1 pseudogene is annotated in these 1,068 nt (G+C 69.3%); it reads right to left on the bottom strand.

The features are described 5' to 3' along the window. Window positions 1–992, bottom strand: a pseudogene (locus tag AB0D04_RS42735) (IS5 family transposase); the annotation flags it as partial. Window positions 993–1,068: the final 76 nt, after the last annotated feature.

The following is a 1,068-nucleotide window of genomic DNA, read 5'->3' as shown; positions in this document are numbered from 1 at the left end:
CCGGAGGCTGGCGATCCAGATCGTCGCGGCACGGAGGTGGACTCCGGCGAGGTAGCTCTCGGGAGACTTGTCATAGCGGGTGGCGATGCCCCGCCAGGCCTTCAGCTTGTTGATGGCGCGCTCGACGGTGTTGCGGTCGCGGTAAAGATTCGTGTCGTGGGTGATGGGCCGGCCGCCCCGGCTTCCCTTCTTCCTGCGGTTGGCGGCCTGGTCCTTCTTCTCCGGGATCACCGCCTTGATGTGGCGTTCACGCAGGTGGGCGCGGTTGGTGCGGGAGGAGTAGGCCTTGTCGCCGGCGACTGCGGCGGGCCGGGTGCGGGGGCGGCCGACCGGGAGCCGGGCCCGCACCTTCTTCAGAACGGGGATGAACTGGGGGCTGTCGGCGGCCTGTCCGGCGGTCAGGACAAGCGCCATCGGGCGGCAGCGCCGGTCCGCGGCGAGGTGAATCTTGCTCGTCAGCCCGCCCCGGGACCTGCCGAGCAGAGCGGCCCTCAGCCGGGCCTTGCGCCGTCGCCGGACACGTCGGCGCTCGGCCCGTTCGGGATCGCTTTCGCCGTTCTGCCCGTTCCGTTCCCCAGGCGCTCCCCCTTTTGCCCGGCCGCCTTCTCCTGCTCCAGGGCCGCTTCCTCCAGAGCGGCCATGACCTCGTCATCGAGGCGCATACCGGCCGCGTCCTGGTGGGCCCGCGCAGTGGCGGAGTCCACGCTGACCAGGGACATGTCGATTTCACCCCGTCGCGCGGCCTCGGCGATCACGCCTTCCAGCAGGGCCTGGAAGACACCCGCGTCCCGCCACCGGACGAACCGCTGGTAGACGGTCCGCCAGGCGCCGAACCGCTCGGGCATCTCACGCCACTGGCTGCCGGTCCTAAACCGCCAGATCACCCCCTCGAACTGCTCACGCAGCCGCTCGGGGTACGGGCCGAACCTGCCTATCGGCAGGAACGGCTCGATGAACTTCCACTCCACGTCAGTGAGTTGCGCACGCGTCACACCAACGTCCTACCGGACCGACACCCCTCCAGGGCCCAAAACCCGGATTTGATCACAACCAAGAACAGTCCCTAGG

The sequence above is a fragment of the Streptomyces sp. NPDC048483 genome, assembly GCF_040651455.1.
Taxonomy (GTDB): Bacteria; Actinomycetota; Actinomycetes; order Streptomycetales; family Streptomycetaceae; genus Streptomyces.
This window is presented reverse-complemented; position numbering and strand designations above follow the sequence as displayed.